The organism is Methylobacterium sp. Leaf104 (assembly GCF_001422885.1).
In the GTDB taxonomy this organism is placed as follows: domain Bacteria; phylum Pseudomonadota; class Alphaproteobacteria; order Rhizobiales; family Beijerinckiaceae; genus Methylobacterium.
In genome coordinates, this window is sequence record NZ_LMMZ01000039.1 from 59,160 (window position 1) to 81,580 (window position 22,421).

Sequence of the window (22,421 nt, forward strand, 5' to 3'; positions counted from 1 at the left end):
GGCATGGACAAGGGCGATGACCCAGCCCCGCCCCAAACCCTCCAGTCCCTGCACGAAGCTCTGCATCCTCGACGGTTCGACCGGCCTGTGCGAGGGCTGCGGCCGCACCCGCGACGAGATCGCCCTGTGGGGCTCGATGTCGGAGCCCCAGCGCCGGGCGGTGATGGCCACGCTGGAGACGCGCCTGCGCAGGGCCTTTCCGGCGCGCGCCGCGAGCCCGGCGGCACCATGATTCTCGTCGGACTCGTCATTCTCGGCGGCGCCCTGGCGGTGCTGCTCCTGTCCGACGACAGCCAGCGCATCGCCGGGATGGAACCGGATCAGTTCGCGCAACTGGCCATGAGCGCGGGCCTGCTCGCGGTGGTGGCCGCCGGGTTCTGGCACCAGTTCCGCGGCCGGATGAGCGCGAACCTGATGGCCCTGGTGGTCTGGGGCGCCCTCGGTGCCGCTCTGGTCGCCGGCTACGCCTATCGCAACGAGGCGCGGATCATCGGCGACCGGATGCTCGGGGCGGTGCGGCCCGGCAGCGCGGTCACGGATGCGGACGGAGCGGTGACGATCACCCGGCGCGCCGACGGCAATTTCCACGTCCGGGCCGAGGTGAACGGCCAGCCCCAGGGGTTTCAGTTCGACACCGGCGCCAGCTCCGTGGTCCTCACCGCCGAGAGCGCGGCGTCCCTCGGCATCCGCCCGGCGGAATCCGAGTTCAGCGTCCGGGTCTCGACCGCCAACGGCGTCACCGTGGCGGCCCCGGCCTTCCTCGACAGCCTGCGAGTCGGCGGCATCGTCGAGCGGCGGGTCCCGGCCCTGGTGAGCCGGCCGGGGGCCCTGCGCGAGAATCTCCTCGGCATGAGTTTCCTCGACCGCCTCGCCTCCTTCGAGGTCCGCGGCGACCGGCTCGTCCTGCGCGACCGCTGAGACCCCCGTCCCGAAACGCGAGACGCCGCCCCGGAGGACGGCGTCGTGACACCCGTCGCGCGTCGGACCGGTTCAGAACCGGTAGGTGAAGTTGCCCTTGACGGCATGGTCCTGAGCGCGTTCGCCGACCTGGCCGGTATAGGCCAGGCCCAGGGTGGTGTCGCGCGCCACCCGCACGTCGAGGCCGGCCCCGGCCACCAGCGCGTCCCGGCTGATCGGCGTGCCGGCGACGAGGAAGCTCGGACCCGTGCCGAAGCTCAGGAGGGCCTTGGGCACCACGGCGCCGTAGGCCCGGCGGTAGCCCACCAGCCCGTGCAGCGAGACCGGCGCGGCACCACCCAGGTCGAGGCTGGCCTGCCCGCGCAGGCCCACCGTGGAGGTCGCCACCTCGGTGGTCTGCGCCGCGCCCGTCAGCGCCGCCGGTCCGCCCGTCTCGGCGAAGCGGTCGCGCCCGATCGACACGTAGGCGCCGCCCACGAAGGGCTCGAGATAGGCCGGCTGGACCGGAGCCGTCGGCCGATCTTCCTGGGTGACCGGCGCGGACGGCCCCGCGCCGAGCACGATCCGGTAGCCGAGCTCGCCGAAGCCCTGCACGGTGGCGCCGCCGTAGCGGGCCGTGTCGCTGTCGGAGAACCCCGCGAAGGTCACGGCCCGGCGCAGGCGGCTCGATTGGTCGGCGTAGACGGCGCCGAGGCGCAGGGCCACGGGCCCCTGCTCGAAGCCGCCGTAGAGGCCGCCGAAGCCGCTCTCGATCGTGCCGGAGGAGAGCCGCCCGGTGCCGTCGAGGCTGGTGGCGGTGTAGCCGCCCGCGACGCCCAGCCGGAAGCCCGTCTCCAGCCGCACATCCGCCCCGAGCACGAAGCCGGAGGTCTGGCGCGACAGGCCGGCGGCGTTGCCGTCGCTGCGCGCCTCGCCGAAGCTGCCGAAGCCCTGGCCCCAGAGCCCGAACACCCGCGGGTCGAGGACGCGCACCGGCACTGGCGCCACGGGGACGGCCCGGCCCGGCAGGTCGGCGGTGTAGGCCGCCGGCAGGGTGCCGTAATCGGCGAGTTCGGCTGCGCCCGGGCTGGCGCCCCGGCGCAGGCGGTCAAGGAGGGCCTCGCGCACGAAGTAGGCGGTCTCGAACTGGGCGCCCGCCGCGCTGGCGTGGATGTCGCCGGTGAGCGCGCCGAAGGCGGCGCGCGCCTCGGGCGTGGTCAGCCCGACGGTGCGCCCGTAGAGGGCGGCGCCCGCCCCGGCGGCCTGGATGGCGTCGGCGACGCCGGCCTGATTGCGGGTCTGGGCGATGCGGGCGAAGGCGAGGTCGTTGCGCGTGAGCGTCAGGTCGACCGCGGCGGGGGCGTAGCGCAGGGTGGGGGTGAGGAAGGCGAAGTTGGCGGTGACGATGGCGAACTGGCCCTGCACGCCGCCATTCGCCGTGAGGATGGTGTAGGCGGTGCGCGGATCATAGGTGCCGGCCGCAGCCTGGACCTGGACGGTGCCGCCGGTGAGGGTGGCGGTGCCGGCCACCGCGAGGCGGTCGGCCTGGCCGGCGGCGTTGGTCTCGACCTGGAAGGTCGCGCCCGGGGCGAAGCCGGCATTGCCCGCGACCGAGAGGGTGCCGATGGAGTTGCCCGGCGCCACGACGGCGCCGGTCTGGGCCACCAGGCCGCCCACCGTGCCGGTGCCGCCGAGGCTGGCGCCGGAGCCCACCGTCACCACCGAGCCGGCGAGGCTGCCGTTCACGGCGAGACGACCCTGTGCCACGCCCGTGGCGCCGCTGAAGCTGCTGGTGCCGGTGAGGCTGAGGCTGCCCGCGCCGGCCTTGGTCAGGAGCCCGCTGCCGGCGATGGCATTGGCCAGCGTGGCGTCCCCGGCCTGGTCGAGGATCAGGCTGGCATTGTCGACGATGGCGCCCGAGCCGAGGCCGGCGGCGGAGGCGACGAGGGTGCCGCCCGCGATGGTGGTACCGCCCGCGTAGGTGTTCGTGCCGGTGAGCACCAGGGTGCCGGTGCCGGCCTTGGTCAGCGAGCCGGTGCCGCCGATGTCGTTGTCGAAGCTGTCCAGGGCCGAGAAGCCGCCCTTGGAAGCGTCCATCGTCACCGTCACGGGGCCGTTGAAGGCGCCGTAGCCGTCGGCGGCGGCATAGAGGTTCAGGCGGGCGTAGCCCGAGCCGTTGTCGAGGGGCTGGCCGGAGGCGATCTCGGTGGTGGCGAGCACGTCGCGGCGCTGCGCGGCCGTGAGATAGGGAAAGCGGGTGGCGAGCAGGATTTCGGCGCCCACGGGCACGACGGGGGCGAGATCGGTCGGCCCCACCGGCGCGAAGCCGTAGGTCAGCCGGTAGGTGTAGTCGGCTTTGGTCCGGGCCTTGTCGGCGAAGCGGTCCGGCGTGCCCGATGCGGCGCAGGCTGCGACGGTCGTCCCGCATTGGCTGGTGAGGAGGCCGGTCAGGTCCGTGCGGGCGGCATTGAAGAGCGCCTGGAAATCGCTCGTCGTGGTCAGCGATCCCGGCACGGCGTAGTTCAGGTATTGCGGATTGTTGTTCAGTAGCTGGACGAGGTCGTAGGTCGCCAGGATGCGGCCCGCGATGACGTCCATGGGATAGTGGGCGCTGAGCACCACGCGGCTGTTGCCGTATTCGGAGCCGCGCGCCACGGCCTCCTGGAAGCGCTCGGGGACGAGCTGGGCGAGCAGGATCGCGGTGGTCTGCCCGAAGGTGGTGTGGCCGCTCGGATAGGCGGCGTTGCCGCGCAGGGTCGGCACGATGTCCGTCGTGTTGTTCGCCGGCACGCCGAAGAAGTTCGGCTGGGTGAACGACGCCGTCTGGTCGGGGCGGGCCTGGGCCGGCCGGGCATTGCCGACCGTGTTGGCGCCGGCCGGCGGGTTGTAGATCCGGTCGTAGGCTCCGAAGACGCCGCCCGCCGGAAGGTTCTGGGAGCCGATGAAGGTCGAGGGCGATCCCGTGACCGTTCCGTTGGCCAGGTAGTTCTTGGCGAAGGCCGAGTCGCTGCCGGAGACCGCGTTCGCCTGACGGATCAGTTGCAGCAGGTTCGGCGAGAACGAGGTCTCGGTGGTCGGGATGAAGGTGGCAGGACCCGGATTGACCGCGCTGGTCGGGCTCGCAGCCCTGTAGAGGGCGCCGAGGCGCGAACCCAGGGCGTCGGCCACGACGACGCCGTTGGAACTGGTGATCGTGTTGTCGATGGTCGCCCGGAGCCGCTGCTCCGGCGTCGCACCGTTGTTGATCGCCAGGGCGGTGGCGAGGTTGGCGTTGAGATCGGCGATTCCGGCGGCCGAGTTGGGGAGAACGCTCAGGCCGGAGACCAGCCCCGTCGCCGTGATGTTCTGCGCCGACTGGGCGCGTGCACCGGTCGCGCCGAGGGTGGCTGCGACGATGGCCGCGATGGATACGCCGGAAAGGGAAACACCTGGATGAAGTCGCATCTCTGCCCCCGAGCCTGGCTCTCCCGCACGAATCATCGGGGAGCAGCCGTGGCAGGCATGGGGGCAAACGGAAGCGGTCGCCCGTTCATAATCCAGTCACAATATTCCAGAGATCTTCTCGTTGCATTCAAGCAACTATGGCGGAGTTGCTTTGCCGGATATTGATAAAAGGTCTCTCGTCGTGCCGGGCGCGGACCGGACCGCACCGCCGTCAGGCCGCGCTCGCCTCGGCCGCGTTCATCCGCCGTTCGGCCTGGGCCACCAGGTCCGCCGCCGCGCGCAGGGTCGCGAGGCCGGCCTCGGGCTGAAGGCCGAGGGTCGAGAGGTGGCGACGATAGGCGCGCGCGCCCGGGCGGCCGTTGAACAGGCCGAGCATGTGCCGGGTCACCGCGTGCAGGCGCACGCCCTCCTGCAGGAAGGCCGCCAGCACCGGCTCGAAGGCCTCCAGGGCCGCGAAGGGGTCCGCGGCCGGGGCGGGCTCGTCGAACAGGACAGGATCGACTTCGAGGAGGATCGCCGGATCGCTGTAGGCGGCCCGGCCGATCATCACGCCGTCGACGTCCGCCAGATGGGCCGCCGCGTCCGCGATGGTGGCGATGCCGCCGTTGATGGCGATGGGCAGGGCCGGATGGGCCCGCTTCAGCCGCGCCACCCGCGGATAATCGAGGGGCGGCACGTCGCGGTTCTCCTTGGGCGACAGGCCCTGGAGCCAGGCCTTGCGGGCATGGACCACGAGGCCGTCGACGCCGGCCGCGACCACGGCCCGCGCGAGGGCGTCGAGGGCTTGCTCGGTATCCTGGTCGTCGACGCCGATGCGGCACTTCACCGTGACGGGCACCGAGACCGCCGCCTTCATGGCGTCCACGCAGGTGGCGACCACGGCGGGCTCGCGCATCAGGCAGGCGCCGAAGCGCCCGTCCTGCACGCGGTCGGAGGGACAGCCGACGTTGAGGTTGACCTCGTCGTAGCCGAAGCCCTCGGCGATCCGCGCGGCCTCGGCGAGGTCGACCGGATTCGAGCCGCCGAGCTGCACCGCCACCGGGTGCTCCAGGGCGGAGAAGCCGAGCAGGCGGTCGCGGGGGCCGTGGATGACCGCCCCGGTGGTGACCATCTCGGTATAGAGCCGGGCGCGCCGCGACAGGGTGCGGTGGAAGGCCCGACAATAACGGTCGGTCCAGTCCATCATGGGCGCGATGGAGAAGCGGAGGTCGCGGGCGATCATCGGGCGGACATAACCGTCCGCGCCACCGGCTTCAACGCAGGGGCGCTGCGCTCAGTGGTCGTGCTTGCAGTCCGGACCGTGCACGTGCCCGTGCGCACCGTGATCGTGGGCATGGTCGTGCCCGTGGGCGTGCCCATGGTCATGCCCCGCATGGGAATGCCCGTGATCGTGGCCCGCATGGTCGTGTCCGTGATGGTCGTGATCCGCGTGGTCGTGCGCGTGATGCCCGTGATCGTGGCCGCACTGGCTGTGGTCGTGGGCCGCGCGCTCCGGCCTGAAGGCCCGGGTCACCGGGCTGGCGGCGCAGCCCTGGCCGCGGACGAGCTCGGCGGCGCTGCGGGGCACGTAGAGGACGTCGGCGGCGATCTCGGCCGGCACGTGGCTGCCGCCGAGCTGCCAGGCGAGGCGCAGCAGCCGGGCCGGGTTCTCGGCCCGCACCTCGAGGAGCGGCTCCCCGGCGGCCCGGATGGCGACGAGGCGGCCGTCCTCGAGGCGCAGGGCGTCGCCGTCCTCCAGGGCGACGGCCTTGCCGAGCGCGAGGGACAGGCTCACGCCGCCCTCCCCCGTCAGGCTCTCGGGCGGGGCTTGGCGGGCGGCATGGTCGAGAACGATCGTGTCGACGATCGCATCGGCGCGGACGGCGACCTTGCGGACGATGGCGGTGGCGCGCTGCATGGATTCCTCGCGGCGGATCGGGCGGCCGGCGCCGCCCCGTTGGGTCCTGATGGCCGCATCACTAGAAGGTTTTTCGAGGAAACGGAAAGGCGGCACGGAACCTTGGCCGTTCGGCGTGCATTTCCCGCGCGGAATGCTTAAGCTCGGGCGGCACGAACATCACGGCCGAAGGCCGGCTCACGACGCACAAGGGAGTCTCGGAACCATGAAGAAGCTCATTGCCGCCACCCTCGCGGGTGCCCTCGCCCTCTCGGTCGGCGCCTGCAACACGCCGCAGGACCGCGCGCTCGGCGGCGCCGGCCTCGGCGCTCTCGCCGGTGCCGCCATCGGCGGGGCCGCCACCGGCCGCGCCGGCGGAGCCCTCGCGGGTGCCGCCATCGGCGGCGCCAGCGGCGCCATCGTCGGCGCCTCCACCGCCCCACGCTGCCCCTACGGCACCTACCGCGACGCCTACGGCGACGTGTACTGCCGCTGAGAGCCGGCACCGCGCGGACCGCGAGGACCGCGCAAGCGCTCGCAGGACCATCAGGCTCCCTCTCCCCGAGAGGGAGCCTTTTTCATGGGGCGGCGGGTTTATGGGGCGGCAGACCGCTCCATCCAGGCCAGCATGCCCGCCGCCGCCGCCCGACCCGAGGCGAAGGCGCCCTGGAGGAGGTAGCCCCCCGTCGGCGCCTCCCAGTCCAGCATCTCCCCGGCCACGAAGGTGCCGGGCCGCCGCACCAGCATGTGCGCGGCGTCGAGTTCGTCGAAGCGGACCCCGCCCGCCGTCGAGATCGCCCGGTCGAGCCCCCGTGGGGCCAGGAGACGGAGCGGCACCGCCTTGATCAGGGCCGCGAGGGCTTCGGCGGCGACCGGCAGCGGATGCGCCGCCTCGCGCAGCAGGCCGATCCCCACCGGCGTCAGCGCCGCGGCCTTGCGCAGGCGGTTGGCCAGCGACAGACCGGGCTTCGGGTCGCTGAGCGCCCGAGCCAGCGCGCTCTCGTCGACGTCGGGCCGCAGGTCGAGTTCCAGCCGGGCCTCACCGCGCTCGGTGGCGGCGCGGATCCGGTGCGCGAGGGCGTAGATCGCCCCGCCCTCGATCCCGTCGGCGCTGATTATGGCCTCTCCGCGTACGCGGACGCCGTCGAGGCTGAGGGCGATCCGCTTCAGGGGCGCTCCCGCGAAGCCCTCGGCGAAGACCGGCGACCACGCCACGGTGAACCCGACATTGGCGGGTTTGAGCGGCGCCACCGCGATGCCCGCCCGCGCCAGCAGGGGCACCCAGGTCCCGTCGGAGCCGAGGCGCGGCCAGCTCGCGCCCCCCAGGGCCAGGAGCACCGGGCGGTGCGCGGTCTCGACCCGTCCCGTCGGGGCCTCGAAGACCGGGCCGCCCGCATCCGACCAGCCGATGAAGCGGTGGCGGGTGCGGATGCGGACGCCCAGGCCGTCGAGGCGCTGGAGCCAGGCCCGCAGGAGGGGCGACGCCTTGAAGGCCTCGGGGAAGACCCGGCCGCTCGACCCGACGAAGGTCGGCTGGCCGAGGTCGTCGCACCAGGCCCGAAGGGCCGTGGGCGGAAACGCCGCGATGGCCTCGGCGAGCGCTCCGCCTTCCGGCTGGTAGCGCGACAGGAAGGCCGGCAGGGGCTCGGAATGCGTGAGGTTGAGACCGCCGCGCCCGGCGATGAGGAATTTGCGCCCCACGCTCGGCATCCGGTCGTAGAGCGTCACGGTGTGGCCGGCCCGCGCCAGCACCTCCGCGGCCGCGAGGCCGGCGGGGCCGCCGCCGATCACGGCGGGGCCGTGGTCCCCGCCGCCGTTGCGTTCGCTTTCCGTCATGCATCCTGGGAAGCCGCCGCGGGCCGGCCCTGTCAAGCGCGACGGCCCGGCGCCCTTGATTCGCCCGGTTCAGAGTCCCAACTGCGCCTCATCGGCTGCGGGCCCCTCTGGCGGGATGCTGCATGATGCGTTCCGTGATGTCGGAGCCGATGCTTTCTCTCCTCAAGAAGCATCGACGGTCCTGCGTCATGGTTGATTTTCTGTCCTACGACTGGCTCGGCAAGCCCGTGTGGATGTGGCTCGGGTTCCACGCCCTCGTGGCCGGGTTGCTGGCCTTCGACCTCGGGCTTCTGCACCGCGACAAGAACCATGAGATCGGCGTGAAGGAGAGCCTGCTCCTGACGCTGTTCTACTTCACCCTGGGGATGATCTTCGGCGGCTGGGTCTGGTGGTATCTCGGACCGCAGGCGGGCCAGGAATACGTCGCCGGCCTCGTGGTCGAGAAGTCGCTGTCGATGGACAACGTCTTCGTGATCGCCGTCATCCTCACGGCGCTGGGCATTCCCCGCGCCGCCCAGCACCGGGTCCTGGTCTGGGGCATCCTCGCCGCCGTGCTGCTGCGCGGCCTGATGATCGGCCTCGGCGCGGCCCTCGTGCACCAGGCCGCCTGGGTGCTGTCGATCTTCGCCGCCTTCCTGATCTTCGCCGGCCTCAAGATGCTGGTCTCGAAGGACGAGGAGCCGGGCGATATCCGCGAGAACCGGGCCGTCCGGTTCCTGCAGCGCGTCCTGCGGATCACGCCCGAACTGCATGGGCAGCGCTTCATGGTGCGAAAAGCCGATCCGAAGACCGGCAAGACCGCCCTTTGGCTGACTCCCCTGGCGCTGGCGCTGATCCTGGTCAACGGCGCCGACGTGATCTTCGCCGTCGACAGCGTGCCGGCGATCTTCGCCATCACCACCGACACCTTCGTGGTCTACACCTCGAACATCTTCGCGATCCTGGGCCTGCGCGCGCTCTACTTCGCGCTCGCCGCGATGGTTGACCGCTTCGCCTACCTCAAGACGGCGCTGGCCTTCATCCTGATCTTCATCGGCGGGAAGATCGTGGTGGCCGACACCTTCGACCTCGTCCACGTGCCGCCGTGGGTCTCCCTCGCGGTCACCGTCGTGTTCCTGATCGCGGGCATCGCCTACAGCCTCTGGCGCACCCGCGGCGCGGAGGCCGAGGATGCGCACGGACATGGCGGCGAGGCGGTCCAGCATCGGGCGTGATTGGCGGCCCGTGCTTGGAGAGCCGCGCGGGCTCATCCCTTCCCCTTGCGGGGGAAGGTCGCGCGCCATGGTGCGCTAACGCCCCGGCAGCGCCGCGATCAGGTCCCGCAGGGTCGTGATGGTCGAGGCGTCGGCGACGCCGTCGATACGGGCCGGGCGGAAGTGGCGCTGGAACGCCATCACCACCGCACCCATGCGGGCGTCGAAGGTGGCGCTCACCGGCAGGTCGTAGCCGTAGAGGGCGAACATCGCCTGCAGCGCCTCGATCGGCGGCCCGGCATCGCCCTGCGCGAAGAAGCGGCCGTCGCGGATCGGGGCCGGCGGCACCCAGTGGCCGATGCCGGCGCGGGCGAGGCCCTCCCAGGGAAAGTGCTCGCCCGGATCCTCCTTGCGCTCGGGCGCGATGTCGGAATGGGCGAGGATCCGGTGCGGGGCGAGGCTCCAGCGCCCGGCGAGATCGCCGCAGAGGGCGATCACGGCCTCGATCTGCGCCGCGGGATAGGCCGGCAGGCCGCCGGCATGGCCACTATTGACGATCTCGATGCCCAGGGAGCGCGAGTTCACGTCGCTGATCCCGGCCCAGGAGCCCTGGCCCGCATGCCAGGCCCGGCGCCCCTCGGGCACCATCTGCACCACGCGGCCGTCCTCCAGCACCACGTAATGGGCCGAGACCTCCGCCACGGGGTTGGCGAGGCGCTGCAGGGCGGCGGCCGCGCTCTCCATGCCGGTGTAGTGCAGGATGAGGAGGTCGACCGGGCCGGAGCGGCGCTCGCCGTGGTTCGGCGACGGGTGGACGCTGGTGGCGACGGGGCTCTCGGGCGTCGGTTTCACGTGAGGCCCCGCTCGGTGCTGATCCGGTCGTAGGCGGCGTTGATGGCCGCGAGCCGGCGGGTGGCGATGGCCACCGCCTCCGGCGGCAGGCCGCGCGCGATGGCCCGGTCGGGATGGTTCTCCCGCACCAGGGCCCGGTGGGCGGCCTTCAACCCGGCATCGTCGACGTCGTGATCGAGGCCGAGCACGAGGTAGGGATCGTCGGAGAGGCGGACGTGCCGGGCGGCGATGCGGCGGAACGCGGCCTCGTCGTAGCCGAAGGTCTCCGCCACGGCGCGCAGGTAGCGCTCCTCCGCCTCGTGGATGGCGCCATCGGCCTTGGCGATGTGGAACAGGCCGTCGAGCACGTCCTCCAGCAGGGCCGGCTCGTCGTGGAAGGTGTTGGCCAGTTGCCGGGCATAGGCCTCGAAGCCGTTCGCGGTGCCCTTGGCGAGGTCGAACAGGCGCTGCACGCCGGGCCGGGCGCGCGCGTCCACCTGCACCACCTTGGCGAAGGCCTCGACCTCCGCCGGCGTCACCACGCCGTCGGACTTGGCCATCTTGGCGGCGAGCGCCACGAGGCCGGTGGTGAAGACCACGTCGCGCGGCGTGGCGCCGAACAGCGCGCCCTCGCGGTCGACCAGGAAGTGCCCGGCCACGCCGCCGACAAGGCCGCCGAGGGGACCGCCGATGGCGAGGCCGAGGCCGGCCCCTCCGAGCTTGCCCCAGATGCCCGCGCTCATCGCGAGGCCCTGCGGACGCTGGGAACGGTGCAGGAGGGGACAGGCGGCATGGGCGGTATCGACAAGGGTGGGATCGGCTTCGGCACGAAACGAAGCGCGTCCTTACACCGGACGGCTCCGTTTCGGCGAGGGGCGATCGCTCGGGTCGCCTCGGTCCCTCAGCGCCGGGCGCAGAGGCCGACGAGACCCTGGCTCTCGGCGGGACAGGTCGCGCTCAAGGTTCCGTCGGCACCCGCCGTCACGATGGCGCTGCCCCCCTTCAGGCACAGGGCCGAGGCGAGGATCTCGGTGCCCTCGCAGGTGATGGCGCAGCCCGAGGCCGGGCAGGTGTCCTGGCGCACCACCCGGAACGGGGATGCGGGCGCGGCCGCCGCGAGGGCGGCCTGACCGGCCTCGCCCCTGGCGCCCGCCGGTCCGCGCTCGCCGGCCGGCCCCCTCGGGCCGGACTCGCCTTTCGGGCCGGCCTCACCCTTAAGTCCCGCTTCACCCTTGGGGCCGGCCTCGCCTCGGGCGCCCGTCTCGCCCTTCGGGCCGGGCTCGCCTCTGGCCCCGGCGTCGCCTTTCGGTCCCTGAGGACCGGGCAGGCCGGCGACGCCCTGCGGCCCGGCGGGGCCGGTCTCGCCCTTGTCGCCGGTGTCGCCCTTCTGCCCGGTCTCGCCCTTCGGACCGGGCTGGCCGGCAGGGCCGCAATTGGCGATGACCGCCTCGCGCTCGTCCTCGCCCGCCTTCAGCGTGGCGATGCAGTTGGTGGGCACGTAGGGCAGGCGGAAGACGAAGCGGCCCCGGCTGTCGGCGATGATCGAGATGTCCTCGTCGAGCACCACCACGGTGCCGGGCTTGCGCACGCTGCCGGAGATGCGCAGGTCGCCGTTCTCGAAGCGGGCATCGTAGACCTGGATCGGCTGCGACGCGGCCTGCGGCCCGCGTCCCTTCGGTGCCGCCGCCTTGGGTGCCTCGCCCCTGGGCTGGGCCGCCGGCTGCGCCGCAGCGGGGAGCCCTCCCGCGACGGTGATCAGGCCCGACAGGACCACGAGGGCACGAGCGAGACGCATGGAGTTCTCCCGGCTGATCCGCGTCTGCTTGCGCGGCAGGTGGGGAGTGCTGCCCTGCCGTCGCCACAGGGTCAAGGGTGACGGAGCCACCGCCCCGGCCCCTGCCGTCCACAGGCATCCACAGCCTTCCACAGGCCAAGTCCCTGAACACAGGTGAAATCTCAGGAGCCCCTGGAAACCGATTGAGTATGTTCCTGTTCTGTTCTTAGCGTAGCGGGATGGAGCGGAGCCGATGAGACAGAGCCCTGAAGATCCTCCCGATGCGGAGATCGAGACCCAGCCGTCGGATCGACCGGGCGTTAAGGCGCCTTCTCCCGATGCAGGCCCCTTGGACCTGGCGGCCCTGCGCGACCTGGTGACCGGCCGCGGCGATGCCCCGGTCCTCCGGGGCGCCCTTCCGCTGGGCGTCCACGACATCGATTCGCGCCTCGCACAGGGCGGCCTCGCCCTTGGGCAGTTGCACGAGATCGCCCCGGCCCAGGCGGGGGACGAGCCGGCGGCCCTCGGCTTCGCCCTCGCCCTGGTGGCGCGCCACCTCGCCCGGGTGCGCGGCGAGGCCCTGCTGGTGGCGGGCCAGGGCCACCCCCTGCCCTACGGGCATGGTCTGGCCGGCCTCGGCCTCGACCCCGGACGGCTGCTGCTGTTCGAGGTCGCCAGCGACGGCGACGCCTATCGCGCCCTGGAGGAATCCCTGCGCGCGCAGGGGCTGGCCGCCGTGGCGGGCCTCGTCGACGCCGCCCTGCCCCTGACCCAGAGCCGCCGGCTTCACCTCGCGGCCGGGCGGACCGACCTCCTCCTCCTCGTCCTGCGGCCACCGGAGGCGGAGAGCCCCAACGTGGCCGCGACCCGCTGGCGGATCGCCGCCGGCAAGGCCCTGCGCGACCGCTTCGGCTGCATCGAGCGGCCATGCTGGCAGGTGACCCTCGACCGAAGCCGCAATGGGCGGACCGGACACTGGCTTCTGGAGTGGGATCATGCCGCGCATCGTTTCGGTCTGGCTGGAGCATTGGCCGGTCACGCGGCTGAGGCGGGCGCACGGGTTCAGCGCTCGGGATGACGGCCCCGTGGTCGTGGCCGCGATGGAGGCCAACGGCCTGCGCCTGGTCGCGGTGGACGCCGCCGCCCGCGCCCTCGGCCTCGAACCCGGCGAGACCCTGGCCCGGGCCCGCGCGCGGATCGGCACGCCCGTTTCCGTCCATCCTGCCGACCCGGAAGCGGATGAAGCCGCCCTGCACCGGCTCTGCCTCTGGGCCAAGCGCTACACCCCGGTCGTCGCGCCCTACGGCCCGGCGGAGGGCGGGGATGGATTCTTCCTCGACATCGCCGGGGCGAGTCACCTGTTCGGCGGCGAGGCGCCGCTGCTGGCGGATCTCGCCCGGCGATTGTCCGAGGGCGCGATCCCGACGCGGATCGCGCTGGCCGACACGCCCGCCTGCGCCTTCGCCCTGGCGCGCCACGGCGGGGGCGGCCTCGTGGCGCCCGGATGCAACGGGGAGGCCTTGCAGGCCCTGCCGGTCGCGGCCCTGCGCCTCGATCCCGGCACGGCGCAGGCCCTGGCCCGCCTCGGCCTGCGCCGGATCGGCGACCTCGCCGCCGCGCCCCGCGCGCCCCTGGCCCGGCGCTTCGGCGAGATCCTACTGCTGCGCCTCGACCAGGCCCTCGGTCACCGTCCGGAGCCCCTCGTCCCGGCGGAGGACCCGCGCGACTTCGAGGCCGTACGCGGCTTCCTCGAGCCGATCGGCCGGCCGGAGACCATCGTCGCCACGGCCATGCGTCTGATGGAGGGATTGGCCCCGCGGCTGGAGGCGGCCGGCCTCGGCGCCCGGGCTTTGCGGCTGTCCCTGACCCGCGTCGACGGGGTGGTGCGAACCCTCGACCTCGGGATGAGCCTGCCGACCCGCTGCCCGGCCCAGCTCGGGCGCCTGCTGACCCTGCGCCTCGACCGCCTCGGCCCGGCCCTCGATGCCGGTTTCGGCTTCGAGAGCGTGGGCCTCGCGGTCACCGCCACGGGTCCGATCGCGCCGCGTCAGGGGATGCTGGTGGAGGCCCCCACCGGTGGCGAGGGAGGAGCCGGACATCTGGGCGATGCCCTGCGCCAGCGCCTCGGCCGGCGGATGATGCGGCTCGGCTTCCGGGAGAGCCACCTGCCCGAGCGGGCCGAGGTCGTGGAGCCGTGGCGGACAGGCCTGCCTGCGAAGACGGGCCGGGCCGATCCGGCGCCCCAGCCGCGGCCGCTGGTGCTGCTCAGCCGGGGCGAGGCCGCCGAGGACGTCGTCGCACTCGCCCCCGATGGGCCGCCGCACCGCTTCCGCTGGCGCCGGCGCCTGCACCGGGTCGCCCATGCGGACGGGCCGGAGCGCATCGCCGACGCGTGGTGGCACGCCCCCGGGCCGACGCGGGACTACTACGTGGTGGAGGACGAGGCCGGCCGCCGCCTCTGGGTCTATCGCGAGGAATTCCTCACGATGGAAGCGCCCGCGCGCTGGTTCGTGCACGGGCTGTTCGCGTGAGGAGACGAGGACGGAAGGCGACCGAACGAGACCGGTTTTTCAACCTGTGATAGAATTTCTTGCGATCAGACGCGCGTGTCCGACGATAGGATATCGAGGCGGTCGGAATGGTCTCCACCGGACAGGGGCGACGCCGGATCCGGCCGACCGTAGCGGCGATGCTGGGGATGGTTCTCGTCTCGGCCTCGGTCGCCGCCTTGGAGGACCGCGGCCGCGCCGCCTTCGTCGAGGCTCATCGCTGTGCCGTGGTGGAGCGGCTGAGCAGCATCCACCTGCTTGGCCCGCGCTCCACGTCCCGAGAGCGGTTCCTCGCCGTGAGTCTCGCCCAGACGGATGACCATTACGTGCAGTGCATCTTCTTCGACGACGATCGGAAGATGTACTGCGAAGCTTCCTCGGGCGCGTATGCCCGGGGGGCCGAAATGCCCGGCCCTCTTCTGCCCGAGCCCGCGAGGGCGGCCCTGTATCGACTGGGCTTCGTGGAGGTCAACCGGAACGAGAACTATCAGCGGGAGATCGAGCTCGGCACGCCGCCCGACTTCGATGCCGTGGCCGATCTCATGATCGGCGCGTTGTATGATGCCTACCGAGCACGCGAGACCACGCCCCTGAAATTCAACGCACCGCGGGCGATTCTCTCCCGCAATGCCTGTCCCGGGCCGGTCAGCTGAGACCGGCCCGGGACGCGACCTCCTACTCCGCCGCGTCGACGTAGAGCTTGCCGCCCTCGGCCTGGAACTCGGCGGATTTCGCCGCCATGCCGGCCTCGCGCTCGGCCGCGCTCAGGGGCGCGGCCTCGCCGAGCACCTGCCCGGCCGCCTCCATCGCCAGCACCTCGGCGCGCAGGTCCTGCGTGATCTTCATCGAGCAGAACTTCGGGCCGCACATCGAGCAGAAATGCGCGACCTTGTGGGCGTCCTTCGGCAGGGTCTCGTCGTGGTAGGCGCGCGCCGTGTCGGGGTCGAGGGAGAGGTTGAACTGGTCCTCCCAGCGGAAGTCGAACCGGGCCCGCGACAGGGCGTCGTCGCGAAGCTGCGCCGCCGGGTGGCCCTTGGCGAGGTCGGCGGCATGGGCCGCGATCTTGTAGGTGATCACGCCTTCCTTGACGTCGTCGCGGTTGGGCAGACCGAGATGCTCCTTCGGGGTGACGTAGCAGAGCATCGCGCAGCCGAACCAGCCGATCATCGCGGCGCCGATGCCGGAGGTGATGTGGTCGTAGCCGGGGGCGATGTCGGTGGTCAGCGGGCCGAGGGTGTAGAACGGCGCCTCGCCGCACTCCACGAGCTGCTTTTCCATGTTCACCTTGATCTTGTGCATCGGCACGTGGCCGGGGCCCTCGATCATGGTCTGGCAGCCCTTGTCCCAGGCGATCTTGGTGAGTTCGCCCAGGGTCTCCAGCTCGGCGAACTGCGCCGCGTCGTTGGCATCCGCGATGGAGCCGGGGCGCAGGCCGTCGCCGAGCGAGAACGAGACGTCGTAGGCCCGCATGATGTCGCAGATCTCGTCGAAGCGCTCGTAGAGGAACGACTCCCGGTGGCCGGCGAGGCACCAGCGCGCCATGATCGAGCCGCCGCGCGAGACGATACCGGTGACCCGGCGCGCCGTGAGCGGCACGTGGGCGAGGCGTACGCCCGCATGGATCGTGAAGTAGTCGATGCCCTGCTCAGCCTGCTCGATGAGCGTGTCCTTGAAGACCTCCCAGTCGAGCTTCAGCGGGTCGCCGCCGACCTTCTCCAGGGCCTGGTAGATCGGCACGGTGCCGATCGGAACCGGCGAGTTGCGCACGATCCACGAACGGATGTTGTGGATGTTGCGGCCCGTCGAGAGGTCCATCACCGTGTCGGCGCCCCAGCGGGTCGCCCAGACCAGCTTCTCGACCTCCTCGGCGGCCGAGGACGTCACGGCGGAGTTGCCGATATTGGCGTTGATCTTCACCAGGAAGTTGCGGCCGATCGCCATCGGCTCCACCTCGGGGTGGTTGATGTTGGCCGGGATGATGGCGCGGCCCCGGGCCACCTCGTCGCGGACGAACTCGGGCGTGATGAAGGCCGGCAGGGACGCGCCGAAGCTGTTGCCGTCGGCCAGCGCCACCTGCGCGCCCTCCAGCATCGTCTGGCGGGCGAGGTTCTCGCGGTTGGCGACGTAGATCATCTCCTCGGTGATGATCCCGGCGCGGGCGAACTCGTACTGCGTCACCATCTGGCCGGGGCCGGCCTTGCGGATCTCGCGGGTGGCCGGGCACGGGGCCACGAGCTTGTCCTCGGGCACGAAGCCGTTGTCCTCGGGCTTGACCGCGCGCGGGGTCACCGTGGCGTAGCCGCGCCGGGCGATCCAGGGCTCGCGCACCAGCGGCAGGCCGGCATGGAGGTCGATCCTGGCATCCGTCTCCGTGTAGGGACCCGACGGATCGTAGACTCGCACCGGGGCCTCCTTCGGATCGCTGAGCGTGATCTCGCGGAACGGCACCCGGATGTCGTCGTGCCCGGCCACGGGCGCGTAGACCTTGCGCGAGCCCATGATCGGGCCGGTGGTCACCGCCTGCGGCTGGCCCTGCGGCAGATCCTTCGGGAGAACGGGTGCATTCATCGGTTTCGCTCCTGGCGTGGGAGACGATCCGGTTCATGGGCGGAGGGATTGGACGGGATGGCGCCTGGAGATTCGCGCCGTCGTTGAGATTCCCGTCCCTCCGCCGGTACGAACCGGATCAGGTTCAAGGGTCAGGGCGACGCGCCCAATCTCAGCTCCCGTACTCGGAGCCCCCCTCGGAATGCTTCCAGATTCGAGGTCGGCGGCCGGTTTGTCAATCACCGGTCCGGCAAACCGACGCGGAAGAGGGTGTGAAACGAACTTTATCGTCAGGCCCCGCGTTCGTTCACCAGAAGTTCGACCCTCGGGGTCGGCACACGAACGAAGGTTCTCCCATGAAGCGCATATTCCTGGCATCGGCCGCCCTGGTCGGTGCCCTCTCGCTGATTCCCGCCTCCGCCGATGCGCGTCCGGGCGGTGGCGGCGGCTTCCGGGGCGGTGGCGGCGGCTTCCACGGCGGTGGCATGGGCGGCGGCGGGTTCCGCGGCGGCAACTTCGGCGGGGGTGGCTTCCGTGGCGGTCTCGCTCAGGGCGGCGGGTTCCGCGGCGGCAATGTCGGGGGCAACTTCGGCGGCGGCGGGTTCCGCGGCGGCCTGGCGCAGGGGGGCTTCAACCGCGGCGGCTTCAATCGCGGCGGGGCCGTCGGTGTGGGTGCCGTCGGCGCCGGAGCGGGCCTTGCCGCCGGCAACGGCTTCCGGGGCGATCGCGGCGGCTTCAATCGGGGCGGGTTCAATCGGGGCGGCGCCTATGCCGGACGCGGCTACGGCTACCGCCGCGGCTACGGCGGGCTCGGCCTCGGGCTCGGCCTGGGTCTCGCGGGAGCCGGGATCGGCTACGGCCTCGGCAGCGCCTATGGCGGCTATTACGGCGACGACTACTATGCCGGCGGTTATGCCCCGGCCTATTACGGCGGCTCCGCGCCCTATGGCGGCTATGCCGCGACGGGCTACGAGGCCGGTCCGGAAGTCGCCACCGGCGGCGACGACGTCGCCTACTGCGTCCAGCGCTTCCGCTCCTACGACCGCCGCAGCGGGACCTATCTCGGCAATGACGGCCAGCGCCACGCCTGCCCGTGAAGGCTGACGCGTCACCGCAGCATCGAAGGGCTCCGCCGCGAGGCGGAGCCCTTTCGCGTTTCGAGAGCCGGGCTTGCGGCCGCCGAGGGCGGCGCCTCAGGACCCCTGCAGGCTCTCGGCGAAATCGTCCGGCACCTCGCCGAAACTGCCGAGGATGGACGCGCTCTCCAGTTCCCCCGTCTCGTCGTCGGCCACGACCTTGATCGCCGCCGTGCCGGGGAAGCGCGCCGCCATGGCCTCGGCTTTCTTCAGCGCCCCGCTCTCCGTCACCGCCACCTCGCGGTCCCCCGGCGAGAGCCGCTTGCGCTTGAGCACGAAGGTCTGCACCAGGAACGTCGTCTTAAGGGCCATCGCAGGAGTCTCTCCACCGGGCGCACCGGATCGCGTCGGGTCCGGAGGTCGAGGGGCACCTAGCACGAAAGCTCGCTCGGCCCCCACGATGCCCGAATGCCGCGGCCGCCCGTCCGGTCAGGGTTCGTCCGCTTCCGGGTCGTGGGACGCGTCGAGGCGCTGGATCAGGCGGCTTCCGTCCCAGAGCTCGACCGACCGTCCATCCACGAAGTCCCGGGCCCGCTCGATGGCCTCGGCCTCGGTGCAGCCCGCGAGGGACTTGGTGCGAAGGACACGGCCGGAAGCGTCGAGCAGGAGAACGCGGTAGGCGTGAGGCGAGGCCTGCCGCCCCGACGTATCGTCACGCATGCTGTGCTCACAACCTCGACATCGCCGCCATCGGGCGCGACGTCCCGGACTCCAAGCCCTGCACGACCTGTCCGCACCCGCGGCAAGCGTACGGCCCGGCTCGTTGACGGACACATTGCATCGCAGGCATTCAGCCGGCAAATCAAATATCGCACCCCGTCCGCCGTGGCGGAGCATCTGCTCCATCACCAGAGGCGAACGAGCCTGAAACCGGCGATCACATCGGTGAGATCGATGCCGAACGTCTCGGTCAACAGCAGGCTGGCCCGGAACAGGGGTCGGGTGAAAGCCGAGGAAGCCAGGAACAGGCCCAGCAGGACGAGGCTCGGATGCCGGGCCATCCGGTCCGTCCACGATAGGATGGCGGTTCCGGAGTCGGGCAGCCATGGCCGGAGGATGCCGTAGCCGTCCAGGCCCGGGACCGGCATCAGGCCGAGGACCAGGGCCGTCCCCTGGAACAGAACCGAGACGGCGAGAACCGCCCGCAGGGTCTCGGCCTCCGCACTCGTCAGGCTGTAGAGCAGCGCGAGCGTGAGAAGGAAGGCGAAGCTCATCGCCGGACCGGCCGCAGCCACCGCGGATTGCCGGCCCCGGCTCAGCCCTGCCTCGGGCGGGACACCGGCTCCGCTGGGAAACCCGATGCCGCCCAGGATGGTGAACAGGGCCGGCAGCAGCATGGTCGCCACAGGGGCGGGCGCCCGCAGCGGATCAAGGGTCAGCGCCCCGGTCGGAGCCAGGCCGCAATGGTGCGCGGCGCGCGCATGGCCATACTCGTGCAGGCACTGGCCGAGCACCCAACCGGTCATCAGAAACACGAAGGCGGCGCCCGAGCCCGCGAGTGCCCCGGCGCCGATGCCGAAGCCGATTCCGCAGAAGATCAACCCGAGGAGGAGCACGTTCGGGCTCAGGCCCGGAACGCCCGCGGCCCGTCCATCGCCGGACGATCCCGTCATGGCGCGCGGCGCCGGACCGGTGCGGGCCGGACGGCCCGGTCGTGCACTTGCTCGAGCCGGCGGCGGGGGGAGACGGGAACGGGCGCTTTCACGCGACGCAACATCGCTGGTGACACGCCAAAGTCCAGTCCCTACCTCTCGGACACGCCCCGAAGCCCCTTCCTCGGGTCCGGCGCGGTTCGGCGCCCCGCCATGACACCTCGAGGCTTCGCCGGATCGCGGCCTCCCATCAGTCGAGCGCATGCGTCTTCTCGCTTCCCTCGTGGCCACCGCGTTCCTCGGGCTCTCCCTCCTGGGAGTCACGCTCCTGACCGTGTTCCAGCGCCACCTGATCTACCCCGGCGCCTTCCGCAGCCAGGCGCCCACTCCGGCGCGTCCGGCACCGGCGGGCACGGAGGCGATCAGCCTGCCGACGGCCGACGGGGAGCGCCTGCTCGGGTTCTGGCGCGCGCCGGAGCCGGGCTGCCCCGTCATCCTCACGCTCCACGGCAACGGCTCGCGCCCGGAGCCCGGCGCGGCGCGCTTTGCCGGCGCGCCCTGGCGCACCGCGGGCTGGGGCGTCCTCGCCATCGCCTATCGCGGCTATCCCGGCTCGACCGGGAGCCCGAGCGAGGCGGGCCTGATCGCCGACGGGCAGGCGGCCTACGCGCTGGTCCAGGCCCGGGCGCCCGGGGCGCCGGTGCTGCTGCACGGGCACTCCCTCGGCGCCGCGGTGGCGGTGGCCCTGGCCGAGAGCCGGCCGCATCTCGGCCTCTATCTCGAGGCGCCGTTCGATTCCCTCTCGGCCATCGTCGCCGGGCGTTTCCCATACCTGCCGACCCGCCTGCTCCTGCAGGACACGTTCCGGTCCGATTCCCGCATCGCCGCGGGTACCGGGCCGGTGCTCATCGTCCATGGCGCGGACGATGCGGTGGTGCCCAGGGCGCATGCCGAGCGGCTGGCCGCGCTCGCCGGTCCGCGCGCGCAAATGACGGTGATCGCCGGCGACCACGTGTCCATCCTGGGGACGCAGGACCGGCAGGCCCTCGATGTCTTCGGATCGAACGATCCGGCCTGCCGCCCCCTTGTCCCGCCAGCGGTCCGCTGACGGACCCATCCGACGGAGAGGCCCTTGGGACGACGAGCCCGACTCTGGCGCGACGACGACCCGGCGACGCACGGTCCACAGGCCAAGCCTGCGGTCACCTGCCCGCTCTGCGAGCGGCCGATCCCGCCCCATGCCAAATCGAGCCTGCATCACCTGACCCCGAAGCTGAAGGGCGGAGCGCGGGCCGGTACGGTGCGCCTGCACCAGATCTGCCACTCGGCGATCCACGCCCGCTTCAGCGAGGCCGAGATCGCCCGCCGCCTCGCCGAGATGGACGCCCTGCGGGGCGCACCCGAGATGGCGGAGTTCCTGGCCTGGATCCGTACGAAGCCGGACGACTTCCATGCGGCGACCCGCATGACGCGCGGCCGCCGGGGCGCCAAGCGCAACCCGCACTGAAGGCCGCGATTCGCGACGACGCCTTTACCGTCCGTTCGGTATGATGGCCGAGCGTTCCGGCCCGTATCCCCATCCTTAAGACCTCGCGCCCGAGGATCGCAGCACTGTGAGCGGGGACGGATCATGGCGGCGGTCGAGGCTGGGCAGGGAGCGGGGCGGCACGCGGCGGGGTCCCCCGAGGATGCGAGCCGGCTCGCCTGGGTGGATGTCGCCAAGGGCCTCTGCATCATCCTGGTGGTGATGATGCACTCGACCCTGGGCGCCGGCATCGCCATGGAGGGCGAGGGCTTCCTCCACACCGTCGTGGCCTTCGCGCGCCCCTTCCGCATCCCGGACTTCTTCCTGCTGTCGGGACTGTTCCTCGGACGGGTGATCGACCGCGACTGGCGCCTGTTCCTCGACCGGCGCCTCGTGCACTTCGTCTATTTCTACGTCCTCTGGGTGCTGATCCAATCGGCCTTCAAGTATGGCCAGATCACCGACGGTGCCGGTCCCGGCGCCTTCGTGGCCCACCTCGCTTTGGCCGTCGTCGAGCCCTACTCGACCCTGTGGTTCATCTACCTGCTGGCGGTGTTCTCGGTCCTGACCAAGGCCCTGCGGTCGGTGCCGACGGCCTGGCTCCTCGGCGGGGCGGCTCTGCTGCAGGTCCTGCCCGTCCATACCGGCTCGGAACTCATTAACGAGTTCTGCGACCGCTACATCTGGTTCCTGGTCGGCTATCTGTTCGCGGCGCGGATCTTCACCTTCGCCGACCTCGTGCAGCGCCATGCCCGCGCGGCCCTTCTCGGCCTCGCCCTGTGGGCCGTGATCAACGCCGCGATGGTGTTCATCCCCACAGGATTCCGCGCCGTTCCGTTTCTGGCGAACCTTCCGGGCCTGAGCCTCGTCCTCAGCGGCGCGGGGGCCCTGGCGATCGTCGCCATCGGCGCCCTGATGTCCCGCGCGGGCGGCCCGGTGACGGCGGCCCTGCGGGCCTGCGGCCAGCGCTCGATCGTGATCTATCTGGCCTTCTTCCTGCCGATGGCCCTCACCCGCACCCTGATCGTGAAGTCCGGGGCGATCACCGACATCGGCTGGGCGAGCCTCGTCGTGACCGTGGTGGCGATCCTGGTTCCGCTGGCCTTCGAGCGGATGATCCGTCACACGCGCCTGTCGTTCCTGTTCGTGCGGCCGCGCGCCTTCCACATCGTCGGCGCCCGCCCGCGGCCGCGCGCTCCCGCCCTGCGCGCGGTCTGATCC

The 22,421-nt window shown here is 72.0% G+C and carries 22 protein-coding genes and 1 riboswitch; of the genes, 11 read left to right on the forward strand and 11 right to left on the reverse strand.

The genetic code is table 11. The annotated features are described in order from the left end of the window. Positions 1-16 precede the first annotated feature (16 nt). Positions 17-232 carry a DUF1289 domain-containing protein gene (locus ASF49_RS19965; protein ID WP_056477271.1) on the forward strand — a complete coding sequence of 72 codons (216 nt, stop codon included), beginning with the start codon at positions 17-19 and terminating at the stop codon, positions 230-232. Further along, a complete protein-coding gene (locus ASF49_RS19970) occupies positions 229-918 on the forward strand; it encodes a retropepsin-like aspartic protease family protein (protein ID WP_056477274.1) in 690 nt (229 codons plus the stop codon). The genes ASF49_RS19965 and ASF49_RS19970 overlap by 4 nt, the downstream gene beginning before the upstream one ends. Positions 919-990: 72 nt before the next feature. On the opposite strand, the gene ASF49_RS19975 is transcribed toward ASF49_RS19970, so the two are convergent. From ASF49_RS19975 to ASF49_RS19985, 3 genes are all read right to left on the reverse strand, one after another. Then, positions 991-4,341 carry an autotransporter outer membrane beta-barrel domain-containing protein gene (locus ASF49_RS19975; protein ID WP_056477277.1) on the reverse strand — a complete coding sequence of 1,117 codons (3,351 nt, stop codon included), beginning with the start codon at positions 4,339-4,341 and terminating at the stop codon, positions 991-993. A gap of 211 nt (positions 4,342-4,552) precedes the next feature. After that, entirely contained in the window at positions 4,553-5,563 is a 1,011-nt protein-coding gene (dusA, locus tag ASF49_RS19980; protein ID WP_082511439.1) for a tRNA dihydrouridine(20/20a) synthase DusA, read from the reverse strand. 51 nt (positions 5,564-5,614) lie between these two features. Further along, a complete protein-coding gene (locus ASF49_RS19985) occupies positions 5,615-6,238 on the reverse strand; it encodes an urease accessory protein UreE (RefSeq protein ID WP_056477280.1) in 624 nt (207 codons plus the stop codon). 205 nt (positions 6,239-6,443) lie between these two features. Between ASF49_RS19985 and ASF49_RS19990 the strand changes: the two genes are divergently transcribed. Further along, entirely contained in the window at positions 6,444-6,713 is a 270-nt protein-coding gene (locus tag ASF49_RS19990) for a hypothetical protein (RefSeq protein ID WP_056477283.1), read from the forward strand. Positions 6,714-6,811: 98 nt separating this feature from the next. Here the strand turns inward: ASF49_RS19990 and ASF49_RS19995 are convergent, their stop codons facing one another. Beyond that, entirely contained in the window at positions 6,812-8,053 is a 1,242-nt protein-coding gene (locus ASF49_RS19995) for a TIGR03862 family flavoprotein (RefSeq protein WP_056477286.1), read from the reverse strand. Positions 8,054-8,241: 188 nt separating this feature from the next. Between ASF49_RS19995 and ASF49_RS20000 the strand changes: the two genes are divergently transcribed. Next, positions 8,242-9,267: a TerC family protein gene (locus ASF49_RS20000; protein WP_056477527.1), complete on the forward strand. Its 1,026-nt coding sequence runs from the start codon at positions 8,242-8,244 to the stop codon at positions 9,265-9,267. A 75-nt stretch (positions 9,268-9,342) separates the two neighbouring features. Here the strand turns inward: ASF49_RS20000 and ASF49_RS20005 are convergent, their stop codons facing one another. The 3 genes from ASF49_RS20005 to ASF49_RS20015 form a co-directional block, all read right to left on the reverse strand. After that, complete coding sequence (locus ASF49_RS20005) at positions 9,343-10,098, reverse strand: N-acetylmuramoyl-L-alanine amidase (RefSeq protein ID WP_056477289.1); 756 nt, start codon at positions 10,096-10,098, stop codon at positions 9,343-9,345. Next, complete coding sequence (locus ASF49_RS20010) at positions 10,095-10,820, reverse strand: molecular chaperone DjiA (protein WP_056477292.1); 726 nt, start codon at positions 10,818-10,820, stop codon at positions 10,095-10,097. The genes ASF49_RS20005 and ASF49_RS20010 overlap by 4 nt, the downstream gene beginning before the upstream one ends. A gap of 158 nt (positions 10,821-10,978) precedes the next feature. After that, positions 10,979-11,872, reverse strand: coding sequence for a collagen-like protein (locus ASF49_RS20015; RefSeq protein ID WP_056477295.1), 894 nt, complete (start codon positions 11,870-11,872; stop codon positions 10,979-10,981). Positions 11,873-12,200: 328 nt separating this feature from the next. On the opposite strand from ASF49_RS20015, the gene ASF49_RS20020 reads away from it, so the two are divergent. The 3 genes from ASF49_RS20020 (at position 12,201) to ASF49_RS20030 (ending at position 15,053) form a co-directional block, all read left to right on the forward strand. Continuing rightward, the gene (locus ASF49_RS20020; protein ID WP_056477299.1) at positions 12,201-12,929 is read left to right on the forward strand and encodes an ImuA family protein; all 729 of its coding nucleotides are present in this window, start codon (positions 12,201-12,203) and stop codon (positions 12,927-12,929) included. Beyond that, positions 12,847-14,382 carry a Y-family DNA polymerase gene (locus ASF49_RS20025; protein ID WP_082511440.1) on the forward strand — a complete coding sequence of 512 codons (1,536 nt, stop codon included), beginning with the start codon at positions 12,847-12,849 and terminating at the stop codon, positions 14,380-14,382. Before ASF49_RS20020 ends, ASF49_RS20025 begins: the two co-directional genes overlap by 83 nt. Positions 14,383-14,549: 167 nt before the next feature. Next, on the forward strand, positions 14,550-15,053 hold the full coding sequence (locus ASF49_RS20030; protein ID WP_156653111.1) for a TY-Chap domain-containing protein: 504 nt from the start codon (positions 14,550-14,552) through the stop codon (positions 15,051-15,053). Positions 15,054-15,075: 22 nt separating this feature from the next. Here ASF49_RS20030 and thiC read toward each other — a convergent pair whose 3' ends face one another. Beyond that, positions 15,076-16,968 (reverse strand): phosphomethylpyrimidine synthase ThiC, encoded by a 1,893-nt coding sequence (gene thiC / locus ASF49_RS20035; protein WP_056477305.1) that lies wholly within the window; start codon positions 16,966-16,968, stop codon positions 15,076-15,078. A 78-nt stretch (positions 16,969-17,046) separates the two neighbouring features. Next, positions 17,047-17,155, reverse strand: a riboswitch (TPP riboswitch). 148 nt (positions 17,156-17,303) lie between these two features. Between thiC and ASF49_RS20040 the strand changes: the two genes are divergently transcribed. Continuing rightward, positions 17,304-18,044 carry a BA14K family protein gene (locus tag ASF49_RS20040; RefSeq protein ID WP_056477308.1) on the forward strand — a complete coding sequence of 247 codons (741 nt, stop codon included), beginning with the start codon at positions 17,304-17,306 and terminating at the stop codon, positions 18,042-18,044. A 96-nt stretch (positions 18,045-18,140) separates the two neighbouring features. Here the strand turns inward: ASF49_RS20040 and ASF49_RS20045 are convergent, their stop codons facing one another. The 3 genes from ASF49_RS20045 to ASF49_RS20055 all read right to left on the reverse strand — a co-directional run bounded on the left by ASF49_RS20045 (position 18,141) and on the right by ASF49_RS20055 (position 19,696). Further along, positions 18,141-18,395, reverse strand: coding sequence for a hypothetical protein (locus ASF49_RS20045; protein WP_055956943.1), 255 nt, complete (start codon positions 18,393-18,395; stop codon positions 18,141-18,143). A gap of 117 nt (positions 18,396-18,512) precedes the next feature. Continuing rightward, complete coding sequence (locus ASF49_RS20050) at positions 18,513-18,743, reverse strand: hypothetical protein (protein ID WP_056477311.1); 231 nt, start codon at positions 18,741-18,743, stop codon at positions 18,513-18,515. Between the two features lie 185 nt (positions 18,744-18,928). Continuing rightward, the gene (locus ASF49_RS20055; RefSeq protein WP_056477314.1) at positions 18,929-19,696 is read right to left on the reverse strand and encodes a hypothetical protein; all 768 of its coding nucleotides are present in this window, start codon (positions 19,694-19,696) and stop codon (positions 18,929-18,931) included. Between the two features lie 241 nt (positions 19,697-19,937). Between ASF49_RS20055 and ASF49_RS20060 the strand changes: the two genes are divergently transcribed. From ASF49_RS20060 to ASF49_RS20070, 3 genes are all read left to right on the forward strand, one after another. Then, positions 19,938-20,783: an alpha/beta hydrolase gene (locus ASF49_RS20060; RefSeq protein WP_056477317.1), complete on the forward strand. Its 846-nt coding sequence runs from the start codon at positions 19,938-19,940 to the stop codon at positions 20,781-20,783. Between the two features lie 24 nt (positions 20,784-20,807). Next, the gene (locus ASF49_RS20065; protein ID WP_056477320.1) at positions 20,808-21,182 is read left to right on the forward strand and encodes a hypothetical protein; all 375 of its coding nucleotides are present in this window, start codon (positions 20,808-20,810) and stop codon (positions 21,180-21,182) included. 123 nt (positions 21,183-21,305) lie between these two features. Further along, on the forward strand, positions 21,306-22,418 hold the full coding sequence (locus ASF49_RS20070; RefSeq protein ID WP_056477323.1) for an acyltransferase family protein: 1,113 nt from the start codon (positions 21,306-21,308) through the stop codon (positions 22,416-22,418). The last annotated feature ends 3 nt before the right edge of the window (positions 22,419-22,421 follow it).